The following is a 17,877-nucleotide window of genomic DNA, read 5'->3' on the forward strand; positions in this document are numbered from 1 at the left end:
ACCCCGCTGTAACGCGATTACTGGTCGAGGAAACTGCGCATCTTGCGGCTGCGGCTGGGGTGCTTCAGCTTGCGCAGGGCCTTGGCCTCGATCTGGCGGATACGTTCGCGCGTAACCGAGAACTGCTGGCCCACTTCTTCCAGCGTGTGATCGGTGTTCATGCCGATGCCGAAACGCATGCGCAGCACGCGTTCCTCACGCGGGGTAAGGCTGGCCAGAACGCGGGTGACCGTTTCCTTGAGATTGGCCTGAATGGCGGCATCCACCGGAATGATTGCATTCTTGTCCTCGATGAAATCGCCCAGATGCGAATCTTCCTCGTCGCCGATCGGCGTTTCAAGGGAGATCGGCTCCTTGGCGATTTTCATCACCTTGCGAACCTTTTCCAGCGGCATGGACAGACGCTCTGCCATTTCCTCGGGCGTGGGTTCGCGGCCCTGTTCGTGCAGGAACTGGCGGCTCGTTCGCACCAGCTTGTTGATCGTTTCGATCATATGCACCGGAATACGGATGGTGCGCGCCTGATCGGCGATCGAACGGGTGATGGCCTGACGGATCCACCACGTGGCATAGGTGCTGAACTTGTAACCGCGGCGATATTCGAACTTGTCCACCGCCTTCATCAGGCCGATGTTGCCTTCCTGAATAAGATCAAGGAATTGCAAGCCACGGTTCGTGTATTTTTTCGCAATCGAGATCACCAGACGAAGGTTGGCTTCCACCATTTCCTTCTTGGCAATACGTGCCTCGCGCTCACCCTTTTGCACCATGTTCACGATGCGGCGGAATTCGGGCAGGGCCATGCCGGTGGTGCTGGCAATATCCGACACTTCGGTGCGAATACGTTCTACCGCATCGGCCTCGTTGGCGGCGAAATTGGCCCACTTCTTGTCGCGCTTGGCGACCGAAACCAGCCAGTTGTCGTCCAGCTCGCGGCCGACATAGCATTCCAGGAAGTCCTTGCGGCTCACCTTGTGACGCTCGGCCAGGCGCAGCATCTGACCGCCCAGCGTGGTCAGGCGGCGGTTGAAGGCATACAGATTATCAACCAGATATTCGATCTTCTGGTTGTGGAACTGCACGCTTTCCACTTCGGCGGTCAGGTCTTCGCGCAGTTGTTGATAGGCGCGTTCCTTGTCGGCGGGATAGTCATTGCCCACCGCCATATAGTCCAGACGTTCACGCTGGGCCGCTTCAAAGCTGTGGAACAGCTCGGTGATGCGGGCAAACTTTTCCAGCGCTTCGGGCTTGAGCTGCGCTTCCATCTGGGCGAGCGAAAGAGTGTTATCCTCTTCCTCTTCTTCCACCGGACGGCGAGCGCGGCGTTCGATGCCGTCCTCGTCCTCGTCATCGGCCGAAGGCTCTTCCTCGATGTCTTCTTCTTCCTTGAAAGAAGGGCCAGCGGTGGCTTCCGAAATCTCGCCATCGCCTTCCTCGCCGTCTTCCGACAGGTTTTCGGGCTGAGGCTCCTTGCTCAACATCGCGTCCAGATCGAGGATCTCGCGCAGCTGCATTTCGCCGTTGTTGAGCGCTTCGGACCATTGGATGATGGCGTGGAAGGTGATCGGGCTTTCGCACAGGCCCAAGATCATCGTGTCGCGGCCTGCCTCGATGCGCTTGGCAATGGCGATTTCGCCCTCGCGGCTCAGCAGTTCCACAGCACCCATCTCGCGCAGATACATGCGGACAGGGTCGTCCGTGCGCTCGACAGTTTCCTTCTTTTTGACCAGATCGGGCCGTTCATCAACGGCCTCCTCGTCCTCGGCATCCTCGGCCTTGCGTTCTTCAGGGTCGATGGCGTCCTCATCGCTTTCCACGATGTTCACGCCCATCTCGCTGATCGCGGCCATGATGTCCTCGATCTGTTCCGAAGACATCTGGTCCTGCGGCAGGGCCTCGTTCAGCTCGTCATAGGTGATCACGCCGCGACGCTTGGCGCGCGCGATCAGCTTTTTGATCGAGGCTTCGTTGAGGTCGATCAGGGGCGCATCACCACCTTCGCCCTTGCCGCCTTCCATATCCGCGCCAGAAATCTCTTCGTCCATCATTTCGCCATCTTGTTGAGTGTGCTGGAAGGGTTACCCGCCAACACGTTAATCCTGGGCTGGATCACCGACCGCCGCTTGTGCTGATGCCATTTGGCCGAGTCGCGCGCGCAAATCCAGTTCTCTTTTACGCAAGTCCTGCAATCTTTCCTGAAGCCTTTTGTGTTCGGCCTCGGCTTCGGGTGTCAATTCCTGTGCATAGCGGGCCATGGCTTGCGCCTTGGCCGCCTCTGTTTCGGGGATGTCCACCAGCACGCACAACACATCGCCAAGCTCGGCCGCGGCCGTTTCGTCGCTGTGCTGCAAGAAGGAAAAGGCCATGTCCCGCTGTGGTTCCCCGCTGGGCATGGATAGCCCCCTGTTGTTGAATATGGCTTCAATTGCGCCAGTTTCAAGGGGGGCGCCGCTGTCGACGTGATCCAGAATGGCGTCAATCCGCGCATCCTCTGCCGCTAGTCGCGCCAATTGCGGCCCGTGGCGCAAGGCTAGATCGGGGCGGCGCATCAGGCCGGCGACCACCGCTTCCACCGTGCGGCTTCGCGCTTCATCGCCGGGCCTGCGCTGCAATCGCGCCGCCGTTTCCGGCAGCGGATTGGGTGAGGGCAAATCGCGCCAATTGCCCCGACCACCAGCCCGCTGCGGGCGGGCAGGGGCGTTGCGGGTAAAGTTGCGCTGATTGAAGCCACCCGATTCGCGGCGCGGGAAGGCGAAGTCGGAAAAGCGCTCCAGCAGGTCTCGGCGGTAGAGCGCCTTAATGTCATTATCGGCAATCGTGTCGACATGGGCCATCAACCGCGCCTTCAGGCCGGCCTTGTCCTCCGGCGTGGCGGCAGGCGAGGCATCCCGTTCGAACTGCCACAAAGCATCCAGCAGTCCCTGCGCGCCTTCCAGCAATTCTTCCATCGCCGCCGGACCTTGCGCTTTGATCAGATCATCCGGATCCTGCCCCTGCGGCATACGCACGATGCGCAGGCTATGGCCGGGGCGCAACAGGGGCAGGGCGCGGCTGATGGCGCGCATCGCTGCCCTTTGCCCCGCCGCGTCGCCATCGAAACACAGGACCGGCACCGGCACCATGCGCCACAGCATCTCGATCTGCGTTTCGGTCAGCGCCGTGCCCAAAGGCGCCACGCTCTCGCCAAAACCGGCGGCGGCCAGCGCGATCACATCCATATAGCCTTCGACCACGATCAGCCTTTTGGACTGGCGCGAGGCGGGGGAGGCGCGGTGGTGGTTATAGAGCGTGCGGCCCTTGTCGAACAAAGGCGTGTCGGGGGAATTGAGATATTTGGGCGCGTCTGTCTTGGTCTTGTCCAGAATGCGCCCGCCAAAGGCGATCACCCGCCCGCGCGCATCATGGATCGGCAGCATCAAACGGCCACGGAAGCGGTCGTAGGGTTCCTTGTCCTCCACCGCGATGCGCAGACCCGCCTCGATCAGCATCGGTTCGGGGAATTGGGTCAAAGCGCCCTTGAGCGCCTGACGCCCCTCCGGCGCATAGCCAAAGCCGAATTCGCGGCAGACGGCGGCGGAAAAGCCGCGCGTGGCCAGATAGGCGCGGGCGCGGGCGCCTTCCTCGCCGGAGAGTTGATCGACAAACCAGCCCTGCGCCGCGCCCATGCAATCATGCAGCGTCTTTTGCTGCTCGGCCCTTTGTGCCTGTTGGCGGGCGAATTGCGGGTCGGGCGCGGGCAATTCCATGCCCGCTTCCTCGGCCAGATCCTTTACCGCATCGATAAAGCTCATGCCGCGCTGGTCGGTCATCCAGCGGATGACATCGCCATGCGCCCCGCAGCCAAAGCAGTGGTAGAAGCCCTTTTCATCATTGATGGTGAAGCTAGGCGACTTTTCATTGTGGAACGGGCAGCAGGCCTTGAACTCCCGCCCCGCCTTGATGACGCGCACCGTCCGCCCGATCACGCCCGACAGCGTGATGCGGCTGCGCAATTCGTCAAGGAACTGGGGCGAGAGGCTCATTTTAAGCGAGCGCAGCCTTCACCAAAGCGCTGGCCTTGCCCATGTCGAGCTGCGAGCCATGCTTGGCCTTCAGAGCGGCCACAACCTTGCCCATGTCCTTGATGCTGGTAGCGCCCACTTCGGCCTTGATCGCCTCGATCGCGGCTTTCACCTCATCCTCGCCCAATTGCGCGGGCAGGAAACTTTCGATCACCGCCACTTCGGCCGCTTCGGCAGCGGCCAGTTCGGGGCGGCCGCCCTGTTCATACATGGCAATCGATTCGCGGCGCTGCTTCACCATCTTTTGCAGCACATCCACCACCAGCGTGTCATCATCGGGCTGCGTCGCGGCGGTGCGCAGTTCGATATCCTTGTCCTTCAGCTTGGCCAGAATGAGGCGCACAGCGGCAAGGCGTTCCTTGTCGCCCGACTTCATAGCTGCAACCTGAGCGGCCTTGATCGAATCGCGGATCATGTAATGTTCGTTCCTGTAAGGGTTGTCGCGCGGGACCCGCGCGGCGTGAATGGGGATTTACGCCTGTAGGCTGGCCGTCAAAGCAGCGCCTGTGCATCGCAATGGGACATGATAGCCAGAAATTGCCGCCAAAGCCAGATTTCCCTTTTGTCCGCCCACAGCAGTTTAGGGTGAGAACGGGGCAGGCTTGGGGTTGACGGATGGGCCCATGGGGTTTAGCGGGCGGCCCTTAGCAACCATTCCTGTAAAACTGTTCACGGAGCGCCCCCTATGGCAGACCCCGCCCCTTCGCTTGCGCCTAAACCTGTTGGCGCCACCGCTGTTCTGGTGCTCAGCGATGGGTATGTGGCTTGGGGTCGCGGCTTTGGCGCCAGCGGCAGCGCGGTGGGCGAAGTGTGTTTCAACACCGCCATCACCGGCTATCAAGAGATCATGACCGATCCTTCCTACGCTGGCCAGATCGTGACCTTCACATTCCCGCATATCGGCAATGTCGGTGTGAACGAAGAAGACCTCGAAAGCCGCTTTGACGGCGCGGTGGGCTGCCTTGTTCGCGAAGATGTTACCGCACCCTCCAACTTCCGCAGCGAAGGCACGTTTGATGCGTGGATGGCGGCCAAGGGCAAGATCGGCATTGCTGGTCTCGACACCCGCGCGCTGACCCGCCGCATCCGCCTTTCGGGCGCCCCCAATGCGGTGATCGCCCATTCGCCCGAAGGTGAATTCGACATTCCCGCGCTGCTGGCTCAGGCCAAGGCATGGCCGGGCCTTGAAGGCATGGATTTGGCCAAGGTGGTTTCGCGCAGCGCCAGCGAAAGCTGGACCGGCGATGCATGGGCCTTGGGCAAGGGCTATGGCGCAAGCGATGGCGAAGGCCGCCCGCATGTGGTCGCGCTGGATTTTGGCGCGAAAGACAACATCTTCCGCAACCTTGTTCACGCAGGGGCGAAGGTGACGGTGGTGCCCGGTAACACTTCTCTGGCCGATGTGCTGGCGCTCTCGCCTGCCGGCGTGTTCCTGTCCAACGGTCCGGGGGACCCTGCGGCCACTGGTGAATATGCCGTGCCGGTCATTCAGGGCCTGCTGGAAGCGGGCATCCCCATCTTCGGCATCTGCCTTGGCCACCAGATGCTGGCGCTGGCTGCTGGCGCCAAGACGATCAAGATGCATCAGGGCCACCGCGGCGCCAACCATCCGGTGAAGCGTCTGGCCGATGATGTGGTGGAAATCACCAGCATGAACCACGGTTTCGCCGTGGACGCGGCCAGCCTGCCCGCAGGCGTGGTTGAAACGCATCGCTCGCTGTTTGACGGGTCGAACTGTGGTATCGAGATCACCGGCAAGCGTGCCTTCTCGGTCCAGTACCACCCCGAAGCCTCGCCGGGGCCGATGGACAGCTTCTATCTTTTCACGAAATTCATTGAGAGCCTCGCCTGATGCCTAAGCGGACAGACATCTCCTCGATCCTCGTCATTGGCGCGGGGCCCATCATCATCGGTCAGGCTTGCGAGTTCGATTATTCGGGCACGCAGGCGATCAAGGCGCTGAAAGAGGAAGGCTATCGCGTCATCCTCGTGAACAGCAATCCTGCCACGATCATGACCGATCCCGAAATGGCGGATGCCACCTATATCGAACCGATCACGCCCGAAATCGTGGCCAAGATCATCGAGAAGGAGCGCCCCGATGCCGTGCTGCCCACCATGGGTGGCCAGACCGCGCTGAACACCGCGCTGGCGCTGTTTAACGATGGCACGCTGGAAAAGTTCGGTGTGCAGATGATCGGCGCGGATGCCGATGCCATCGACAAGGCCGAAGACCGCCAGCGTTTCCGCGAGGCGATGGACAAGATCGGGCTGGAATCGGCGCGTTCGGGCGTGGCCCATACGGTGGATGAAGCCTTTGCTGTGCTGGAACGCACCGGCCTGCCTTCGATTATCCGCCCCAGCTTCACGCTGGGCGGTACCGGCGGCGGTATCGCCTATAACAAGGCCGAGTTTGAAAAGATCGTGCGCAGCGGTCTGGAAGCCAGCCCCACCACCGAAGTGCTGATCGAAGAATCGCTGCTGGGTTGGAAGGAATATGAAATGGAGGTCGTGCGCGACCGCCATGACAATTCCATCATCATCTGCTCGATCGAAAACGTCGATCCGATGGGCGTGCATACGGGGGACTCGATCACGGTCGCGCCCGCGCTGACGCTGACGGACAAAGAATACCAGATCATGCGCACGGCGTCTTTGAACGTCCTGCGCGAGATCGGCGTGGAAACCGGCGGTTCGAACGTGCAGTTCGCGGTCAATCCCAAGGATGGCCGCCTGATCGTGATCGAAATGAACCCGCGCGTGTCGCGTAGCTCGGCTCTGGCATCGAAGGCCACCGGCTTCCCGATCGCCCGTGTTGCGGCCAAGCTGGCCGTGGGCTACACGCTGGACGAGCTGACCAATGAGATCACCGGCGCGACGCCTGCCTCGTTCGAGCCCAGCATCGACTATGTGGTCACCAAGATCCCGCGCTTTGCCTTTGAAAAGTTCAAGGGTTCGGAGCCTCTGCTCTCCACCGCGATGAAGTCGGTGGGTGAAGTGATGGCGATTGGCCGCAACATCAAGGAATCGATGCAGAAGGCGCTGCGCGGGCTGGAAACCGGCCTCGACGGCTTCAACCGCGTCGACGCTCTGGTGGGGGCAAGCCGTGACGAGATCACCGCTGAACTCTCGCGCGCCACGCCTGACCGTTTGCTGGTGGTGGCTCAAGCCTTCCGCGAAGGCTTCACCGCAGCCGAAATCAACAAGATCACCCATTACGACCCCTGGTTCCTGGCGCAGATCCAGGAAATCATCGAGGCGGAAGCCGAGGTGGAAGCCAATGGTCTGCCGCAGGACGCGCAAGGTCTGCGCCGTCTGAAGGCGATGGGCTTCTCGGACAAGCGTCTGGCCAAGCTGGCGGTGAAGTCGGCCAGCCTGAAGGGCAGCCCCAATATGGCGCGCTCTGGCCTGTTGCATGATGTGGTCGAAGCCATGGTGGGCGCCACCAGCGAAGCCGAAGTGCGCAGCCTGCGCCATCGGCTGGGCGTGCGTCCGGTGTTCAAGCGCATCGACAGCTGCGCGGCGGAATTCGAGGCGATCACGCCTTACATGTATTCCAGCTATGAAGCGCCGATGTTCGGTGAGCCGGAATGCGAAGCCGCGCCTTCGGATCGCAAGAAGATCGTCATTCTGGGCGGTGGTCCCAACCGTATCGGTCAGGGCATCGAGTTTGACTATTGCTGCTGCCACGCCTGTTTCTCGCTGGCCGATGCTGGCTATGAAACGATCATGGTCAACTGCAACCCCGAAACCGTGTCGACCGACTATGACACGTCGGACCGCCTCTATTTCGAACCTTTGACCGCCGAAGACGTTCTGGAAATTCTGGAAGTCGAGCGTTCGAAGGGCGAATTGGTCGGCGTGATCGTGCAGTTCGGCGGCCAGACCCCGCTGAAACTGGCGCAGGCGCTGGAAGATGCCGGCATCCCCATTCTGGGCACCAGCCCCGATGCCATCGACCTTGCCGAAGACCGCGAGCGCTTCTCGGCGCTGGTGGATCAGCTGGGCCTGTTGCAGCCCGCCAATGGCATTGCACGCAGCCGCGACGAAGCCGTGGCCGTGGCCGAACGCATCGGCTTCCCCGTGCTGATGCGTCCCAGCTATGTGTTGGGTGGTCGCGCGATGGAAATCGTCGATAGCGTGGCGCAGCTGGACGATTACATCGCCACCGCTGTGCAGGTGTCGGGCGACAGCCCCGTGCTGATCGACCAGTATCTGCGCGATGCGATTGAATGCGATGTGGACGCTTTGTGCGATGGCGAGAAGGTCGTTGTGGCCGGTGTGATGCAGCATATTGAAGAAGCTGGCATCCACTCGGGCGACTCGGCCTGCACCCTGCCGCCCTATAGCCTTGGCGCTGACATCATCGCCGAGATGGAACGTCAGGCCGAAGCTCTGGCGCTGGCGCTGGGCGTGAAGGGCCTGATGAACATCCAGTTCGCGGTCAAGGATGGCAAGGTTTACCTGATCGAGGTCAACCCCCGCGCCTCGCGCACGGTGCCTTTCGTGGCCAAGGCGATCGGTCAGCCGGTGGCCAAGATTGCCGCCCGCGTGATGGCTGGCGAAAAGCTGGACAACTTCCCGCCCTTCCGCCGCGATCTGCCTTATATGGCGGTGAAGGAAGCGGTGTTCCCGTTTGCCCGCTTCCCCGGCGTGGACCCCGTGCTCAGCCCCGAAATGAAGTCGACGGGCGAAGTGATGGGTCTGGACAAGGATTTTGGCACCGCTTTTGCCAAGAGCCAGCTGGGCGCAGGCGTCAAGTTGCCGCAGTCGGGCGTGGTCTTCATCTCGGTGAAGGACACGGACAAGCCGGTGATCCTGCCTGCCGCGCGCAAACTGGTGGAACTGGGCTTCAGCATCATCGCCACCGGTGGCACCGAACGCTTCCTCGCCGAAAATGGCGTGGCGGTACAGGTGGTCAACAAGGTGGCCGAAGGGCGCCCGCATATCGTTGACAAGATCATCGATGGCGAAGTGGCTCTGGTGGTCAACACCACCGAAGGTTGGCAGAGCCTGAAGGACTCGCAGAGCATCCGTCAGGCTGCGCTGAACTCCAAGGTTCCCTATTTCACCACCGCCGCGGCCAGTATCGCTGCTGTGGAAGGGATTGAAGCTTTGCGTGCAGCCAATCTTGAAGTCTTGCCTTTGCAAGCTTATTATAGCTGACCGACCACGTCCTTCTCTGCATTGCTGGACGGATTTCGCCCCGTGCTTTCCTTTGCCGGAAAGCGCGGGGTAGAATTTGACAGCAAAGCGGGGGAAGGGGGCTTTTAGGAAGAGTTACGAATGGCGAGTATCGAAAAGCTGCCGATGTTGGCCGCAGGCTATGAAAAGCTGACCGCCGAATTGCGCGCATTGCGTGACGAGCGTCCGCTGATCGTGGATGCGATCGAAGAAGCGCGGGCCCATGGTGACCTTTCGGAAAATGCCGAATATCACTCGGCCAAGGAACGTCAGGGGCAGGTGGAAGCCGCGATTGCCGATCTGGAAGATCGCGTGTCGCGGGCTCAGATCATCGATCCCACCACGCTGTCGGGCGACAAGATCATTTTTGGCGCCACGGTCACGTTGCTGGATGATGATGACAAGCCGGTGCGTTACCAGATTGTCGGCCCCTATGAGGCGGACGCCAAGGCTGGCAAGATCAGCTATAATTCGCCGCTGGGCCGCGCCTTGATCGGCAAGCGCGTGGGCGACGAAATGGAAGTCAGCGTGCCTGCAGGCGAGCGTTTTTATGCGGTGGAAAAGATCGAATTTATTTGATCTTTTTATCCGATCTGCCTGACCTAACAGGAAAATGACCGGACACGAAAAAGGCCCCGTATCGCTACGGGGCCTTTTGCTTTGGACCTCTGGCCGATCTTAATGATCGTGGCCGGGTTCCAGCAGCTTGTGCAGATGCACAACCACATATTTCATCTCGGCATCGTCCACGCTGCGCTGCGCAGCGGCGCGCCAGGCATCGACCGCCGAAGCATAGTCCGGAAACACGCCAACATAATCCAGTGCATTAAGGTCAACGAAATCAGTGCCCTGAGGGTCCTTTACGCGACCGCCGATAACCAGATGAAGAAGTTGCGACATGGGTTTTCCCGATTAGAGTGGGGGAGACAGAAGCCGTGCCATAGCATTGTGCGATGGCGAACGGCAAGTATGGCGCATAACAGGCTTCTGAAAAGCTAATGGCTGTGGCTCAAGTTTGATCATCCGTGGGGTCTTGCCCAACATCGACGGTTTTGCGCGAGAGCAGCCCTTTGGCCTTGGCCAGCACCGGAGCGGCCTTTGGCCCCAGCGCCACCACACCTTGCAACACCTGCTTGCGCGCCGCCCACAGCATCAAAGCAGTCAAGGTCCCGGCCAGAACGCCGCGATTATCGGCGGCAATTTCCATCGCCTGCGCCATGGCATTGCGGCCGTGGATCTCCAGATCGGCCCGCACGCGTTTGCCCAGAACCTTGGGATCGGACAGGCTCTTGGCCGCGGACAATTTGGCAGTAAGGCTTTTGCGCGCGGCATCGCGGCGGGCGCGCAGGGCCTCGAGGCGATCCTTGTCGGGGTTCACTGGTCTTTATCCTCGGCAATCAGGGCCAACAAGGACTGGAATGCGCGCCACGGCGCCTGAACGGCCCAAGCCAGCGCCGCCAGCAACAGGCCAAGGACGATCAGCAAAGCCCACCAGAAGCCGATGCTTTGTCCCAATGCCAGCAACAGGCCAACCACCAGCACCAGCAACGAAGCGAAAAGGAACGCTCCGGCCAAGGCCGCTCTGGCCACGAGATTGCCGCTTTCGCGCACCGCATAACGCAGACGTGCCTTTTGGAATGCGATCTCGCTGGACACCGCTTCTTTGGCTGCTCCGGTCAGCGCGTCCCATTCCGCTTCCAGCGTTGTCGATTGGTCGGCAGGTTGCGAAGCAAGGGGCTCGTCGCCACTGTCTAGCGGTTCTTGGCGGCGCTTGGGCATAGCAGAGAGGTTTCCGGTTTCGGCAAGAGGCGGCAGGTGGACTTCCTGCCGCCGTTCAGGTCATTATTCGGCGGCGTCATTATCCGCTTCAACGGCTTCCTCGCCGCCACCGCCCAACAATTTGGCCAGCGCAAAACCGACCACCGCCGCCGCGCCAATCGCCACAGCAGGGTTCTTTTTCACGAATTCCACCGCATCCTTGCCCAACTCGTCCAGTTCCTTGGATTCCAGCTTGGCGGCGGTTTCCTGAATGGAGCGGGCGGCGGTGCGGGCGTAATCGCCATATTTCGCGCCCAGCTTGTCATCGACCACGCTGGCATTGTCGGCAAACAACTTGCCCAGACCCGAAAGGGCATCACTGGCCTTCACCTTGCCCTCGGCGGCCAGAGCCAGCGCGCGTTCCTTGGCCTGTTCGCCAATGGCGCGTGCCTCGGCGGCCAGATCGGCGGAGGACAGCTTGTCTTCCAGCTTTTCGCGATAGGGGGCGGCCTTTTCCTGCAGGTCTTTGCCCAGAGCCACAGCGCTGGCCTTGGCATCTTCCAGCGCCTTGCTGAATTTTGCAGAGACGGTTTCGCCCGTTGCGGCCACAGTTTCAGCAACAGCTTCAGGTGCGAGCGGAGCGGTGGTTTCGTCAGCCATGGTCTTGTTCCTTTTCCCTGCGATGGCGGGTTAGCCTTTTGTCTCTAGCACCAAAAGCGGCGCATATGAATGGATCACCCGTCATGTGCCTATCATGCTGCAATGCAGCTTGCCTGCCAAGGTCTGCCTGCTAAGGAAACTCTCGTCAGGTGGCCAGAGTTTTGGCCGAGAGGAGATGTACCCGCCATGACTGCAATTATCGACATTCACGCCCGCGAAATTCTCGACAGCCGTGGTAATCCTACGGTTGAAGTCGACGTGCTGCTGGAAGATGGCAGCTTTGGCCGCGCCGCTGTGCCTTCGGGTGCCAGCACCGGCGCGCACGAAGCCGTTGAACTGCGCGATGGCGACAAGAGCCGCTATATGGGCAAGGGCGTGCAAAAGGCGGTGGAAGCCGTCAATTCGGAAATCAGCGAAGCGCTGATCGGCCTCGACGCTGAAGACCAGCGCGACATCGATCTGACCATGATCGAGTTGGATGGCACCGAGAACAAGGGCCGTCTGGGCGCCAACGCCATTCTGGGCACCTCGCTGGCCGTGGCCAAGGCAGCTGCCGATGCGCGCGGTCTGCCGCTGTACAGCTATGTGGGCGGCGTGTCGGCCCATGTTTTGCCCGTGCCGATGATGAACATTATCAATGGCGGCGAACATGCTGATAACCCGATCGATTTCCAGGAATTCATGATCATGCCCGTGGGGGCTGATTCGATTGCCGAAGCCGTGCGCTGGGGCAGCGAAATCTTCCACACGCTGAAAAAGGGCCTGCATGAAAAGGGTCTGGCCACGGCTGTCGGTGACGAAGGCGGCTTTGCCCCCAACATCGCCAGCACCCGCGCCGCGCTCGACTTCGTGTCGGCCTCGATCGAAAAGGCCGGCTTCAAGCTGGGCAGCGACATCCTGTTGGCGCTGGACTGCGCCGCCACCGAATTCTTCAAGAACGGCAAGTACGAGATCACCGGCGAAGGCCTGTCGCTCAGCCCGTTGGAATTTGCCGATTATCTGGCAAAGCTGGCCGCTGATTATCCGATCATCTCGATCGAAGACGGCATGGGCGAAGACGATTTTGAAGGTTGGGCCGCGCTGACCGCCGCCATTGGCGACAAGGTGCAACTGGTGGGCGATGACCTGTTCGTCACCAACCCCAAGCGTCTGACCATGGGCATCGAAAAGGGTCTGGCCAACTCGCTGCTGGTGAAGGTCAACCAGATTGGCAGCCTGACCGAGACGCTGGAAGCCGTCAGCATCGCCCAGCGCGCCGGTTACACCGCCGTGATGTCGCACCGTTCGGGTGAAACCGAAGACGCCACCATCGCCGATCTGGCCGTGGCCACCAATTGCGGTCAGATCAAGACCGGTTCGCTGGCCCGTTCGGACCGGTTGGCCAAGTATAACCAGCTGATCCGCATCGAAGAACAGCTGGGCGTGGCTTCGCGCTATGCCGGCAAGGCTGCTTTTGGCCGTCTGGCCCGCTGAGAGGCGAAAGGGAGCGCCACCTTACTCAGACTAGGGTAAGTGCTCCCAAAGGGCTACAGAGTGCCTTATAGGGCAATTGGGGGCATAAAAAGAGAGCGGCCGGAGGTGATAAAGCTTCCGGCCGCTTTTCTATGTGTTTTGCCGCAGCCTTGAATGCGACTGCCATCGTTTACAAATGGGTGAAATATTCGACCATCATCTCGCGTGCCTTCGGGGTCAGGCGCACAAAGGAGCGGCGGGCGTCTTGATTGTCGTCCTCTCGCTCCACCAGACCGCGCAGTTCCAGAACATTGAGCCAGCGCAGCGCCGTTGTGCTGGGCACACCCGAACCGATACAGGCGCTGGTAACCAGCCACTCGCTTGTTCTTTTCACCCGCTACAAACAGGTCGAGCAGGATATCCCAAGCGGGTTCGCCGAATAGAGTATCGTCGGCAAAAATTTCATTGCGGCGGCGGCGTTCGCGATAGGTGCGGAGAGCAAGGTCGCCCAGATCCTGCCGCGCTCTGGGCGCCAGCATGGCGGGGCGGTCGGCATGGGCGTGGCTCTCTGCCTGCTGGCCTGCTTCGCCCAACTCATTGGCCATAGCGATCAGCGAATGGGCCAAAGCCTTGAGCCGATCTTCCATGGGCAGATCATTGGCGGAATCTTGCCAAAGTCGGGTCATCGTCACTGCGAGCGCGGATGAACCCTTATCTTTCAAGTTCATGAAGGCCCCTCCTTCGCAACTCCCCGAAAAACCGTTAATGAGGAGCGCGTCGTAACAAGCCTAAAATTTCACGACTTGGCGATTTCGAGAACCCGAGGTTAATCGGCTTTGGAGGCATCATTGTCGGAAATGAAGGATCTTGCAATTTCATGCAGGCAGGCATCCAGATGCACCGCAGCAATGGGAGAGCCCAAAAACATCGAGCCGTTTTTGAACACCTTGGAGAAGTTCAAGAATATGGCCCAATTCTTCGGACTGGTTAAGCGTCTGTGTCTGGTGGGCGGCATTATTCAGACTGGCAGGCATTTTCCGGATTCCCTGGATTAGTTTGGCGACCGACAGGCGAAAAACCTATATGGATAAAAATGCGTATCAATATCGGTTTGTCTAAGTACAATATCGGATGTCTTTCGCAGTTGCAATATAGAATGTGAAATTTTTTCAACAAAATCCTTATATTAGTTGAATGCGTTCAGCCCTTTCTGCTGCTTGGCGACAGATATCGGCAAAATTGAATGCGGTAAGACGCTGCCTAAAAAATAGCCATTTGGGTTATTGTGTCGCATTTTTACAATTTTCGGCTTGTTTGCAAGCCGGATCGTACCGTGCTGCGGGTGCCATCGCGTCTGGAGAACTTCGGGGCGGCGTAGGATATTTCGGCATAAAGGTGCGGAGTGACCGAAAATAAATCCATTATGGAGTATGTTCGCGGAAGTAGAGGCAAAGCGCTGGCAAATTTGTGCATTTTGCATGGCCACAGCACTTTTCAGATCGCACATCGATTGCAGGTTTGTGCGAAATATCCACTCAGGCTGATTCGTTAAGGAATCCCGAACCGTTCTGCATAACTTTCGCAAATGAATGGTTCCCGAATAAAGATCAAAATTTTCAGAAGGATGTTGGCACCAGCCTGCTGGCGTGGTTCGGCTTGATCGGCGGCATGCATGAAAAAACGCCGGAGGATGGCTCCTCCGGCGTCTCGACTGGTCCAGTAATGTGACGGCTAGGTTACACGCCGAACTTTTCCTTGAGCTTCAACAGGGCAATCGCCGCCTTGGCTGCTTCACCGCCCTTGTCCTTCTGGGCGGGATCGGCGCGGACCAGAGCCTGTTCCTCGTTCTCCACGGTCAGAATACCATTGCCAATGGCCAGACCATCCATGGTCAGCGCCATGATACCGCGCGCGCTTTCGCCCGCGACGATCTCGAAATGATAGGTTTCGCCACGGATGACCACGCCAATGGCCACATAGCCTTCATAATCGCCCGCTTGATCGGCCAGAGCGATGGCGGCAGGGATTTCCAGCGCGCCCGGAACGGTGACAACATCCACCTTGTGACCGGCAGCCTTCAGGGCAGCCTTCGCGCCCTCCACCAACATATCGTTCAGGTGGTCATAGAAACGCGCTTCAATAATCAGAAACTTGGCCATGGTCGGTCCTTTCGCCCCTGCTGGGGTCAATCAATCTTTCGTTCGCCGGTGATGGTCAGGCCATAGCCTTCCAGCGCTACCAGCGTGTGATGGGTGTTGGTGAGCAGCACAAGTTCATGCACGCCCAGTTCCGCCAGAATTTGCGCACCCACGCCATAGTCGCGCAATTCCTCCATCGGCTTGGTGTTGCCCTGCTTGGCCTGTTCGCGCATGTCAAACGCCTTGGATGGCGATGTGACCGGACGGTTGACGAACACAATCACGCCCGAACCCTGTTCGCCGATGATATCCATCGAACGGTGCAGCAGGTTGGAACGTTCGCTTTCTTCACCCAGCAAATCGGCAAAGACCGAGGTGGCATGCATACGCACCAAAGTCGGCTTGGCAGGGTCGATGCGGCCCTTCACCAGCACCAGATTTTCCTCACCCGTCGCCTTGTTGAAATAGGCGCGGGCCAGCCAATCGCCGCCAAAGCGGCTCTTGAACGTGGTTTCCGATTTCAGGCTGACCATGCGGTCATGCTGGCGGCGATAGGCGATCAGGTCGCGGATCGTGCCGATCTTCATGTCATGCTGACGCGCAAAGACGATCAGGTCGTCCAGACGGGCCATCGTGCCATCGTCGCGCATGATCTCGCAAATCACGCCGCTGGGGTTCAGGCCGGCAAGGCGCGAGATATCTACCGCCGCCTCGGTATGGCCCGCACGCACCAATACGCCGCCGGGGCGGGCGCGCAGGGGGAACACATGGCCGGGGCTGGTGATGTCGGTTGCGCCCTTGCTGCCGTCGATGGCGACGGACACGGTGCGGGCACGGTCAGCGGCGGAAATGCCGGTGGTGATGCCTTCCTTGGCCTCGATCGACACGGTGAAGGCGGTGCCCAAGGGTGTGCCATTGCGGCGGCTCATCGGCTCAAGGCCCAATTGCTCAACACGTTCAGCCGACAGGGCAAGGCAGATCAGGCCGCGGCCATTGGTGGCCATGAAATTGATGCTGGAGGGGGTCGCCATCTGGGCAGGTATGATCAGATCGCCTTCATTCTCGCGGTCTTCATCGTCGACAAGGATATACATCCGGCCATTGCGGGCCTCTTCGATGATTTCCTCGATGCCTACCAAAACGGGGGTTTCGTCAGAGGCGTCGAGAAAGCGTTCCAGCTTGCCCAAAGTCTCGGCGGTGGGGTTCCATTCGGCCTCGGTGCAATCGCGCAAGGTGTTGGCATGAAGCCCTGCGGCGCGGGCGAGGCCGGCGCGGGTCATGCCCCCTTCGTTGACAAGGCGGCGGACGCGTTCGATGATGGTCTGTGTCATGGATGATGATATAGTCACAGTTGAATGTGACTTCAAGGGCGCTATCACATCGCCATCACATTTGGCGGTTGCGCCGCACATTCCATAAAGGTTTGGCCCAAGCTGCAATGATGCCCGCTCCGGCCGCCATTGCCAATCCGCTCCAATAGCCATAGCCCAGCATCTTCATCCCCTGAAGGATGGGCATTTGCAGCGCGAAGAGCGGGAAAGCGATGCGCCCGGCCCACATGGCAACCTGGGGCCAGCGCTGAAGGCGCAGGGCTCCCGCAATCATCAGGGGGCAGGCGATCAGCACAAAGGCCATATCAAACAGCCAGCCTTGCCATTTCAGCCACCACACCAGCGGCAGCAGTGCAGGCATCAGCGGCAGCGCCAGCCACCATGGGAAGGGCAGGGGGCCGCGCCGCGTCCACCAACGCGCCAAAGCGATGCCCAGCACATAGGCCGCCAAGGAGCGCAGCGCGCCCGCGAAGAAATTGGCTGGCTTCGCGCCAATATCCAGACCTTTGAAATGCCATGCCAGCCATGCATCGGCCAGCAGCAGGCCGATCACCCCTGCGCCAAACCACCAGCGCCTCAGCCTCCACAGGCCCGTCACATGCAGCGCATTGCAGGCCAATTCGCACAGGATCGTCCAAGCCGGAATATTGAGCGGGAACACAAACATCCGCCCCCACACCGGCAGCAGCGCCAGATTGAGCCCCGTCACGGTCAGGAAATCCTCCCAACCGGCCGAACGTGACCAAAGGCGCGGCAGGCCGATCACCCCGCCCAGCGCCATCATCGGCCATAGGCGCCAGATCCTTTTGGCCATAAAGTGCAGGGGTTCCGCTCCTGTCAAAAGCCTTGGTTCCTGCACCCGCGCCATCAGAAAGCCCGACAGCATCAGGAAGAAATCCACGCCCAGATAGCCCAGCCCGAACACCCGCTGCCCACCGAAAACCGCGCGCACATGCAGCAGCAGCACGCCACTGGCCGCGATCAGGCGCAGCCATTCCAGACCAGGCAAGCGCGTAGAAGGAAGGGGCGGTTGGCTCATGGCGCGCCTATGGCGTTACGCCTTGGATTTGGCAATTGTGTGGAAGATGGAAAATGGTGGACGCACTAGGGCTCGAACCTAGGACCCGCTGATTAAGAGTCAGCTGCTCTACCAACTGAGCTATGCGTCCATATCTTTCGCAGCAATTTCAACAAAAAGCTTGGTGGACGCACTAGGGCTCGAACCTAGGACCCGCTGATTAAGAGTCAGCTGCTCTACCAACTGAGCTATGCGTCCATCCTGCTTTTTGGTGG

At 60.0% G+C, this 17,877-nt stretch carries 16 protein-coding genes and 2 tRNA genes; 5 read left to right on the forward strand and 13 right to left on the reverse strand.

Annotated features, from left to right (window positions below; all coding sequences use genetic code 11):
- Window positions 1-17: 17 nt before the first annotated feature.
- Genes rpoD through EOE18_RS04925 form a run of 3 tightly spaced genes read right to left on the reverse strand, consistent with a single transcriptional unit; the run spans window position 18 to window position 4,476 of the window.
- Window positions 18-2,045, reverse strand: coding sequence for an RNA polymerase sigma factor RpoD (rpoD, locus tag EOE18_RS04915; protein WP_246027292.1), 2,028 nt, complete (start codon window positions 2,043-2,045; stop codon window positions 18-20).
- 48 nt (window positions 2,046-2,093) lie between these two features.
- On the reverse strand, window positions 2,094-4,022 hold the full coding sequence (dnaG, locus tag EOE18_RS04920) for a DNA primase (protein WP_127706835.1): 1,929 nt from the start codon (window positions 4,020-4,022) through the stop codon (window positions 2,094-2,096).
- Between the two features lies 1 nt (window position 4,023).
- Window positions 4,024-4,476 (reverse strand): GatB/YqeY domain-containing protein, encoded by a 453-nt coding sequence (locus tag EOE18_RS04925; protein ID WP_127706837.1) that lies wholly within the window; start codon window positions 4,474-4,476, stop codon window positions 4,024-4,026.
- Window positions 4,477-4,746: 270 nt separating this feature from the next.
- Here EOE18_RS04925 and carA point away from each other — a divergent pair, with 270 nt between their 5' ends.
- From carA to greA, 3 genes are all read left to right on the forward strand, one after another.
- On the forward strand, window positions 4,747-5,913 hold the full coding sequence (gene carA, locus EOE18_RS04930; RefSeq protein WP_127706839.1) for a glutamine-hydrolyzing carbamoyl-phosphate synthase small subunit: 1,167 nt from the start codon (window positions 4,747-4,749) through the stop codon (window positions 5,911-5,913).
- The gene (gene carB, locus EOE18_RS04935; RefSeq protein WP_127706841.1) at window positions 5,913-9,227 is read left to right on the forward strand and encodes a carbamoyl-phosphate synthase large subunit; all 3,315 of its coding nucleotides are present in this window, start codon (window positions 5,913-5,915) and stop codon (window positions 9,225-9,227) included. The genes carA and carB overlap by 1 nt, the downstream gene beginning before the upstream one ends.
- A 120-nt stretch (window positions 9,228-9,347) precedes the next feature.
- Window positions 9,348-9,824, forward strand: a complete 477-nt coding sequence (gene greA / locus EOE18_RS04940) for a transcription elongation factor GreA (protein WP_127706843.1) — start codon at window positions 9,348-9,350, stop codon at window positions 9,822-9,824.
- A 99-nt stretch (window positions 9,825-9,923) separates the two neighbouring features.
- On the opposite strand, the gene EOE18_RS04945 is transcribed toward greA, so the two are convergent.
- From EOE18_RS04945 to EOE18_RS04960, 4 genes are all read right to left on the reverse strand, one after another.
- Window positions 9,924-10,145 carry a DUF4170 domain-containing protein gene (locus tag EOE18_RS04945; protein WP_127706845.1) on the reverse strand — a complete coding sequence of 74 codons (222 nt, stop codon included), beginning with the start codon at window positions 10,143-10,145 and terminating at the stop codon, window positions 9,924-9,926.
- 109 nt (window positions 10,146-10,254) lie between these two features.
- Complete coding sequence (locus tag EOE18_RS04950) at window positions 10,255-10,623, reverse strand: hypothetical protein (RefSeq protein ID WP_127706847.1); 369 nt, start codon at window positions 10,621-10,623, stop codon at window positions 10,255-10,257.
- Window positions 10,620-11,024, reverse strand: coding sequence for a hypothetical protein (locus EOE18_RS04955; protein ID WP_127706849.1), 405 nt, complete (start codon window positions 11,022-11,024; stop codon window positions 10,620-10,622). The genes EOE18_RS04950 and EOE18_RS04955 overlap by 4 nt, the downstream gene beginning before the upstream one ends.
- A gap of 63 nt (window positions 11,025-11,087) precedes the next feature.
- Window positions 11,088-11,663, reverse strand: a complete 576-nt coding sequence (locus EOE18_RS04960) for a hypothetical protein (protein WP_127706851.1) — start codon at window positions 11,661-11,663, stop codon at window positions 11,088-11,090.
- 186 nt (window positions 11,664-11,849) lie between these two features.
- On the opposite strand from EOE18_RS04960, the gene eno reads away from it, so the two are divergent.
- Window positions 11,850-13,136, forward strand: a complete 1,287-nt coding sequence (gene eno, locus EOE18_RS04965; RefSeq protein WP_127706853.1) for a phosphopyruvate hydratase — start codon at window positions 11,850-11,852, stop codon at window positions 13,134-13,136.
- A 65-nt stretch (window positions 13,137-13,201) separates the two neighbouring features.
- On the opposite strand, the gene EOE18_RS04970 is transcribed toward eno, so the two are convergent.
- Window positions 13,202-13,843 (reverse strand): hypothetical protein, encoded by a 642-nt coding sequence (locus EOE18_RS04970; protein WP_246027268.1) that lies wholly within the window; start codon window positions 13,841-13,843, stop codon window positions 13,202-13,204.
- 739 nt (window positions 13,844-14,582) lie between these two features.
- On the opposite strand from EOE18_RS04970, the gene EOE18_RS04975 reads away from it, so the two are divergent.
- Window positions 14,583-14,843, forward strand: a complete 261-nt coding sequence (locus EOE18_RS04975; protein WP_127706855.1) for a hypothetical protein — start codon at window positions 14,583-14,585, stop codon at window positions 14,841-14,843.
- 8 nt (window positions 14,844-14,851) lie between these two features.
- On the opposite strand, the gene ribH is transcribed toward EOE18_RS04975, so the two are convergent.
- The 5 genes from ribH to EOE18_RS05000 all read right to left on the reverse strand — a co-directional run bounded on the left by ribH (window position 14,852) and on the right by EOE18_RS05000 (window position 17,860).
- Window positions 14,852-15,274: a 6,7-dimethyl-8-ribityllumazine synthase gene (ribH, locus tag EOE18_RS04980; protein WP_127706857.1), complete on the reverse strand. Its 423-nt coding sequence runs from the start codon at window positions 15,272-15,274 to the stop codon at window positions 14,852-14,854.
- 26 nt (window positions 15,275-15,300) lie between these two features.
- Complete coding sequence (ribB, locus tag EOE18_RS04985) at window positions 15,301-16,584, reverse strand: 3,4-dihydroxy-2-butanone-4-phosphate synthase (RefSeq protein ID WP_127706859.1); 1,284 nt, start codon at window positions 16,582-16,584, stop codon at window positions 15,301-15,303.
- A 55-nt stretch (window positions 16,585-16,639) separates the two neighbouring features.
- Window positions 16,640-17,623 carry an acyltransferase family protein gene (locus tag EOE18_RS04990; protein WP_127706861.1) on the reverse strand — a complete coding sequence of 328 codons (984 nt, stop codon included), beginning with the start codon at window positions 17,621-17,623 and terminating at the stop codon, window positions 16,640-16,642.
- Window positions 17,624-17,677: 54 nt separating this feature from the next.
- Window positions 17,678-17,753, reverse strand: a tRNA-Lys gene (locus tag EOE18_RS04995).
- Between the two features lie 31 nt (window positions 17,754-17,784).
- Window positions 17,785-17,860 (reverse strand) — tRNA-Lys (locus EOE18_RS05000).
- Between the last annotated feature and the right edge of the window lie 17 nt (window positions 17,861-17,877).

It is taken from the genome of Novosphingobium umbonatum (assembly GCF_004005905.1).
Taxonomy (GTDB): domain Bacteria; phylum Pseudomonadota; class Alphaproteobacteria; order Sphingomonadales; family Sphingomonadaceae; genus Novosphingobium; species Novosphingobium umbonatum.

Excerpts from the sequence above, each read along its gene's own strand:
- EOE18_RS04970 (WP_246027268.1), bottom strand. The coding sequence starts at position 13,843 with ATGAACTTGAAAGATAAGGGTTCATCCGCGCTCGCAGTGACGATGACC.
- EOE18_RS04960 (WP_127706851.1), bottom strand. The coding sequence starts at position 11,663 with ATGGCTGACGAAACCACCGCTCCGCTCGCACCTGAAGCTGTTGCTGAA.
- ribB (WP_127706859.1), bottom strand. The coding sequence starts at position 16,584 with ATGACACAGACCATCATCGAACGCGTCCGCCGCCTTGTCAACGAAGGG.
- EOE18_RS04955 (WP_127706849.1), bottom strand. The coding sequence starts at position 11,024 with ATGCCCAAGCGCCGCCAAGAACCGCTAGACAGTGGCGACGAGCCCCTT.
- carB (WP_127706841.1), top strand. The coding sequence starts at position 5,913 with ATGCCTAAGCGGACAGACATCTCCTCGATCCTCGTCATTGGCGCGGGG.
- ribH (WP_127706857.1), bottom strand. The coding sequence starts at position 15,274 with ATGGCCAAGTTTCTGATTATTGAAGCGCGTTTCTATGACCACCTGAAC.
- dnaG (WP_127706835.1), bottom strand. The coding sequence starts at position 4,022 with ATGAGCCTCTCGCCCCAGTTCCTTGACGAATTGCGCAGCCGCATCACG.
- rpoD (WP_246027292.1), bottom strand. The coding sequence starts at position 2,045 with ATGGACGAAGAGATTTCTGGCGCGGATATGGAAGGCGGCAAGGGCGAA.
- EOE18_RS04990 (WP_127706861.1), bottom strand. The coding sequence starts at position 17,623 with ATGAGCCAACCGCCCCTTCCTTCTACGCGCTTGCCTGGTCTGGAATGG.
- eno (WP_127706853.1), top strand. The coding sequence starts at position 11,850 with ATGACTGCAATTATCGACATTCACGCCCGCGAAATTCTCGACAGCCGT.
- EOE18_RS04945 (WP_127706845.1), bottom strand. The coding sequence starts at position 10,145 with ATGTCGCAACTTCTTCATCTGGTTATCGGCGGTCGCGTAAAGGACCCT.
- EOE18_RS04925 (WP_127706837.1), bottom strand. The coding sequence starts at position 4,476 with ATGATCCGCGATTCGATCAAGGCCGCTCAGGTTGCAGCTATGAAGTCG.
- greA (WP_127706843.1), top strand. The coding sequence starts at position 9,348 with ATGGCGAGTATCGAAAAGCTGCCGATGTTGGCCGCAGGCTATGAAAAG.
- carA (WP_127706839.1), top strand. The coding sequence starts at position 4,747 with ATGGCAGACCCCGCCCCTTCGCTTGCGCCTAAACCTGTTGGCGCCACC.